Raw genomic sequence first — 5,703 nt, forward strand, 5'->3', positions numbered from 1 at the left:
GCCCAATGTGTTGATCATCATCGCAGACAACTAATAAAATTTCATCGGAATTAATAAGAATTGACTTATCCATAATTTCCCCTCCCTAACGCCTCTTGGCGATTGTTTGTTTCTGGTTTATGGAATAAATATTTCATTTTTAATGAAAAATGTCAATAATAAATTTCATAAAATATGAAATATTTTGCATATGGAGGCTAATAGTGGATGAAGAAATGCTAAAAAACTTTGGAATTATGGGGATAAAAAGGTGATAGCTGCTATTATTTTTTGTCTGATTGGCCAGAATTCTGAAGAATCGTTAAAACAGCTTGCTGAACTTCAGGCTTTGCTTGATAAAAAAGACTAACAAATTGTCCAGACCCCTCGATTAAAAAAGGTGGGATCTCGCCAATAAAATTAATAATTTTTATTAATTCATCTGCCTTTATCGAGCGGTTTGTGCCTGAGTTATTTAATATGCTGGTAAGAGTGGAAGGCAATACACCTAAATGCTTAGCCAGCATTTTTTTGCTGCCATGTCCTTTTTTTACTAATTGCTCATTAAGCCATAATCTTAACTGTTCACGTTCCATATAATTAAATTCTTTCAGATTGAATGAAAAATCAATTCAATAAATTCTGAATTTTTACTATTGATAAAATTCATAATTTATGAAATTATACTATTATGAAACAAGAGCCAGCATATACGCTTATAAAATATTTAGGGGGTGTCACAAAGGTTGCACGCATTTTACATAAATGTAAAGGCGCTGTTTATCGTATAACCTACTCCAAGAAAAAAGGCGGTGCCGGTGGGTTGTTTCCTTCAACTTATCAGGCACAACTACTCACTTATGCTCAACGGCACAACATTGACCTACGTCCAGAGGATTTTTTCTATCCCAAGCGTTTGCAAGATTTGATGAAAGAAGAAAAAGCAACGCTCTCAACGCTTTCTTTTGTTAAAGGTTCCACTGTTTGCATGAAACCGTGTGAACAAAATGAAATGACGAAGCTTCAATATGAAGAAAAGAATGAACAGCAACAGCACCATTCACACTCTTAAACAGGCATTAAATAATATGAAGAAAGGAAATAAAAATGGATTACGGTTTAGCAATAACATTACTGTCTATATCGGTTATCTTTTTGAATATAATTGTATTTTTTCACTGGTACAATAATAGATAGGGGCAAAATCATGAGAAAAAAGAAAGCTTAGAGATGTATTACAATTTCGCAACGATTATTGTGCTTTTTACGAACAATGTAATCACGATTTTTTGTTTTTATGTCTCTTATAAAAAAATGCAAAGCTCTACGAAGGTGCTGAAAAGTCCATATTATACTTTTCACATTTTGAAAGATTCAATAGAAGAAATGGATTTTCCAGACGGCAGCAAAATTATTTTTCATGATTCTAATTGGGATTTTTCTCTTGATGAAAATGATAATTTGAGAGTTCAAAGCACTGTAGGACCATCATTGTCTTGTCTATAAGGGTATATAGTAACGCATATGGTTTCAAAAAGCATCTTATAGATAATTTTTACAAATATAATCGCTCTGCACATTTAACAGCGAGATGAGGCATGCAGTGTATTTTTGAATTAAGTGAGTTCATTTTTTTAAACTTATGACAACACACTCTATCACAGCGCACGTATAAATACACAACAGCCTTAAGGGGGGATTATGATCATCAATGCACAAACCATTTTATATGTTGATCTAGGTACTAAGACAGGTTGGGCGATATGCGGTGCTGATGGTCACATCTTTAGTGGCACGGTTAATTTTCAATCACGCCGTTTTGAAGGCGGTGGTATGCGTTATTTGCGCTTTAAGCAATGGCTTACAGAAATGAAAGCAACAGCCGGTAGTATTGACGCGGTGTATTTTGAGGAGGTGCACCGGCATATGGGTACAGATGCTTCTCATATTTACGGAGGCTTTCTAGCAACCTTAACAGCTTGGTGTGAACATCATCAGATACCTTATGAAGGCATCCCTGTTGGCACAATTAAAAAAGCAACGACAGGAAAAGGAAATGCCTCAAAAGAAGAGATAATACAGGCGATGCGTGCAAAGGGACATAAGCCTAAAGATGATAATGAAGCAGATGCTTTAGCAATTTTATATTTAATGAAAGAAGGGGGTATACATGTCCAGTAAATTACCGTGGACGAGGCTGTTTGCAGATAGGTGGATTCTTGATCTTGCTTGTTTATCTCCCATTGAATGTAATGTTTATATAAAGTTGCGTTTGCAAATGCTTTATACTGGAGAGCCACTTTTAAATAACACAAAGGTCTGGGCTAATTACACTGGCTGTTCAGTAAAAATGTTTATGAAAGCGTTAGAGGTTTTAATAAGCACAGGTCATATCGAACGTTTAGACGATGGGTGTTTATGGAGTTTAAAAGTTGAAGAAGAACTCAATAACTCTAATGAAAGCTTAGATAAGGTATCGAAGACATCTCGGTCAAAGAAGTTATCAGAGAGAGCGCAGAAGGCAGCAATAGCAAGATGGGATAAACATCATAAAGAAAAAACAAGCAGTATTGATGATCAAAATGCTAAAAATTTTAAGCATGATGCTAAACATGATGCTTGTAGCAAGACGCAAGCAATGCTTGACGATGCCAATCACAACCACAATCACATATATAATATATAATAAAAAAATAACACTATCGTTTTAGCAAAAAAAGAAATTGGTTCTGAAAGTTTAGAAACAAACGAACAGGTTGACGAGCCAACAGAGGTTGCTGCTGTTGAGACCACATCAGAGCAAATCGAAACCTCATCAGACAACCAACCTCCCATTCACGAGAAAGAAAACGTTCCCAAAAAAGCAAAACGAGCGAAAGCTAATCGCGGTTGTCGATTACCGGACGATTTTGAATCTAATTTGCAATACGCAATCGATAAAGGCTTAACGCATGATAAGGCGCTGTTAGAAGTTGAACGCTTCAGAAATTATTGGCAGGCAAGATCAGGAAAGGATGCGACCAAAAGCGATTGGCAAAAGACTTGGTACAGTTGGATTACACATCCGGATTATGGACTATTAGCCAAGAAAAAAGAAAAATTAGAAAGGGAAAAACGGTATGGAAAAGCGATCATTGAGAACACAAGACAGCAGCGCAGCAAAACTTATCGAGTTGCACAATACATGTCCGATATCAAAAATTCAGACAGTGCGTTCAAATTTTTATTCGGTGATGACGAAAGAACCACCATTCCTTTGGTTACCGGGACAAAAACCATCGATTGCAGAAGCGGAGAGAATTACGTCATTAGCCAATGATGCGTTGAAAAAACTTGAGAACAATGCAACGGAAGAGGAAATCAAAACCACGTATCTTGTTTTGTCGAATGGTCTCAAAAGCCCATCAGAATATGATGAAAAAGCAACAGCACTTGCGTATTTTTATACCCTTGACGGTATAAGCAGATGGGCATTGCAAACGGCAACAAAGAACACTTTGAGAGGCAAAGCAGAAGGTTTAAACGCAACCTTTATGCCATCAACAGCCGATTTTTATCGTTACTGTGAAAAGCTTGAAAGCAACATACGCATGAATATCAATTACATTGTTAGGAGCCTTCAAAAGCCTGGGATAGAGGACAAAGGCAAAGAGGCGCGTTTAGCACCAGAGCGTGTAGAAAAGCTTGAAACAGAGTTCAGTAAAATTTTCAAGGGCGCTGAAGATAAGACAGCAAAATAGTGAAAAGTGGTGATCATTTTTGGATTGAGTATGCGTTTAAATCGTCAAAAATAGACCGCACAGAGCGATTTAAAGATTTTATGATGAAAAAATATCTATAATAAAAAACGCTCTGTACGGCCAAATTTGAGGCAAATAGGCCAATAGTAAAATTATGGACTAAAAGCATGGGAATTTTAAAACATCTGTTCTTAAAAAAACGTAAACAGCCAAGACAAAAGAAGTTTGTTGCAACAGCTGTTGGGTATGTTCCATGGGGCGATGGAGCAGCTGAGTATTTTTACAATCTCTACGAATATGAAGATGGCACAAGAGAGTGTGAAAAGTTTGATGGTGGTCAGTATTACAAAACACCTAAAAATGCGGATTTTAGTACCAAAGCGCAAGTGAAAGCATGGGTTTATGGGGGAAATGTCCCTAAAAGCGTTCTGAATATCGAACCTCTCATAGATGAGATCAACAGAGAGATCAAAAAATTAACAGAAGCTGCTTAAGTTTAAAGAACATGATCTCTAGGTGGAAAGCAGAATAAGCCGGGTTAATTTCTAAAGATGCTCTACTTGCTCTAAAGGTGAAATATGGGGGATTGGGTTGTTATGCCGAGCTTGCCATAGATCATGCTTTTGTTGCAATTTAAGCCAAAATTCTGCATCATTTAAACCTGCCTTTTCTAATCGTAGAGCTAGGTTAATACTAATCGCCGCATGACAATTTAAGACGCGTGATAAAGTTAAACGCGCAACACCGAGACGATTTGCAGCTTCTGTTATTGTTAATCCTAATGTATCAAGCAATTCTTCTTTCAAAATGCCACCAGGGTGTGGAGGATTGTACATCATCATAATACCTCAAAAATCAATGATAGTCTTGATAATCAACCAGTTCAACATCTGTCCCAATGAAACGAAAGGTAACCCGCCAATTGGCATTGACACGCATTGACCAATAACCTTTTAAATCACCTGTAAGCTCATGGAGACGATACGATTTAAGGGTTACTTGTTCAGGAGAAGATATCGTATCTAAAATTACCAAAATATTCGCTAAATTTTTTAGCATGTGCGGGTTGTATACCTTTGCAAACTCCTCTTTCGAAGAATAATTTCAACCCTTTATGCTTAAAGCTAACAATTGCCATATATTTCCCTTTTGACACTTGATACTATACACCATGCACTTGTGTCAATTGTTATTTATATTGTTATTTATTTAGAGTGCTTTAAAACATAATTTTATATGTTAAAAAATAACAATATCATTTTGAAAATATTGAAAAAATATACAAAAATGCTAAGATTTGCATGTATCAAATGCAAATCAAATGGAACTTACAAGCATGCTAAACAAAGTGACATTAATCGGGCGTCTTGGTGCTAATCCCGAAAGAAAAACCATGACTTCTGGAGCCGAGGTGGTCAATTTTTGTATGGCTACTTCTGAAAGCTATACTGATAAAAAGACCAATCAAAAAGTAGAAAAGACAGAATGGCATTCCGTGATAGTTTTCAATCCCCATTTAGCAAAAATTGCACTTCAGTATCTCAACAAAGGTTCAAAAATTTACGTAGAAGGCAAATTACAAACTCGCAAATGGAAAGATAGAAATGGTGGTGAACATCTTGCAACAGAGATTGTCTTGCCACAATTCAAAGGCGAGTTGAAGCTTTTAGAGAGCAAAAATAACGATAATCAAGAGCCATTATCTTCTTATGATAGAAGTTTCCAGCAATCTCTTGATGCACCTCATACTATTATAAATAATGATGAGGTTCCTTTTTGATGTTAATGAGTCAATTCTTGGCAAATAATTATACAGAATAATATGCTTATGCAACAAGCGTTGTTAGAGAATAAAGGTAATGATGTACCTGCTACTGGTTTTGAAATAGCGATAATCATTGTAGTTATGTTGACATTGGTTGTATTTGTTTTGGAGCTGGCTAATGATAAAATAAAGATAAGCATACTAACTATAGTTATAGCT

At 36.0% G+C, this 5,703-nt stretch carries 8 protein-coding genes and 1 pseudogene; 6 read left to right on the top strand and 3 right to left on the bottom strand.

The annotated features are described in order from the left end of the window. Positions 1-263: 263 nt before the first annotated feature. Positions 264-575, bottom strand: a complete 312-nt coding sequence (locus J7R10_RS07515; RefSeq protein ID WP_010704894.1) for a helix-turn-helix domain-containing protein — start codon at positions 573-575, stop codon at positions 264-266. 95 nt (positions 576-670) lie between these two features. Between J7R10_RS07515 and J7R10_RS07520 the strand changes: the two genes are divergently transcribed. The 5 genes from J7R10_RS07520 (at position 671) to J7R10_RS07545 (ending at position 4,213) form a co-directional block, all read left to right on the top strand. After that, entirely contained in the window at positions 671-1,051 is a 381-nt protein-coding gene (locus tag J7R10_RS07520) for a hypothetical protein (protein ID WP_010704895.1), read from the top strand. Between the two features lie 629 nt (positions 1,052-1,680). Then, positions 1,681-2,160, top strand: a complete 480-nt coding sequence (locus tag J7R10_RS07530) for a crossover junction endodeoxyribonuclease RuvC (protein WP_010704897.1) — start codon at positions 1,681-1,683, stop codon at positions 2,158-2,160. Continuing rightward, positions 2,150-2,665: a hypothetical protein gene (locus J7R10_RS10360; protein WP_420885329.1), complete on the top strand. Its 516-nt coding sequence runs from the start codon at positions 2,150-2,152 to the stop codon at positions 2,663-2,665. The genes J7R10_RS07530 and J7R10_RS10360 overlap by 11 nt, the downstream gene beginning before the upstream one ends. Positions 2,666-3,098: 433 nt before the next feature. Beyond that, on the top strand, positions 3,099-3,719 hold the full coding sequence (locus J7R10_RS07540) for a hypothetical protein (RefSeq protein WP_420885331.1): 621 nt from the start codon (positions 3,099-3,101) through the stop codon (positions 3,717-3,719). 167 nt (positions 3,720-3,886) lie between these two features. Beyond that, the gene (locus J7R10_RS07545; RefSeq protein WP_010704899.1) at positions 3,887-4,213 is read left to right on the top strand and encodes a hypothetical protein; all 327 of its coding nucleotides are present in this window, start codon (positions 3,887-3,889) and stop codon (positions 4,211-4,213) included. A 51-nt stretch (positions 4,214-4,264) separates the two neighbouring features. On the opposite strand, the gene J7R10_RS07550 is transcribed toward J7R10_RS07545, so the two are convergent. Beyond that, positions 4,265-4,558 carry a HigA family addiction module antitoxin gene (locus tag J7R10_RS07550; protein ID WP_010704900.1) on the bottom strand — a complete coding sequence of 98 codons (294 nt, stop codon included), beginning with the start codon at positions 4,556-4,558 and terminating at the stop codon, positions 4,265-4,267. A gap of 16 nt (positions 4,559-4,574) precedes the next feature. After that, positions 4,575-4,857: pseudogene (locus J7R10_RS07555) on the bottom strand (type II toxin-antitoxin system RelE/ParE family toxin). Between the two features lie 198 nt (positions 4,858-5,055). Between J7R10_RS07555 and ssb the strand changes: the two are divergent. After that, positions 5,056-5,499, top strand: a complete 444-nt coding sequence (gene ssb, locus J7R10_RS07560) for a single-stranded DNA-binding protein (protein ID WP_010704902.1) — start codon at positions 5,056-5,058, stop codon at positions 5,497-5,499. The last annotated feature ends 204 nt before the right edge of the window (positions 5,500-5,703 follow it).

Origin of the sequence: Bartonella vinsonii subsp. berkhoffii ATCC 51672 (assembly GCF_902825225.1) — a bacterium.
In the GTDB taxonomy this organism is placed as follows: Bacteria; Pseudomonadota; Alphaproteobacteria; order Rhizobiales; family Rhizobiaceae; genus Bartonella; species Bartonella berkhoffii.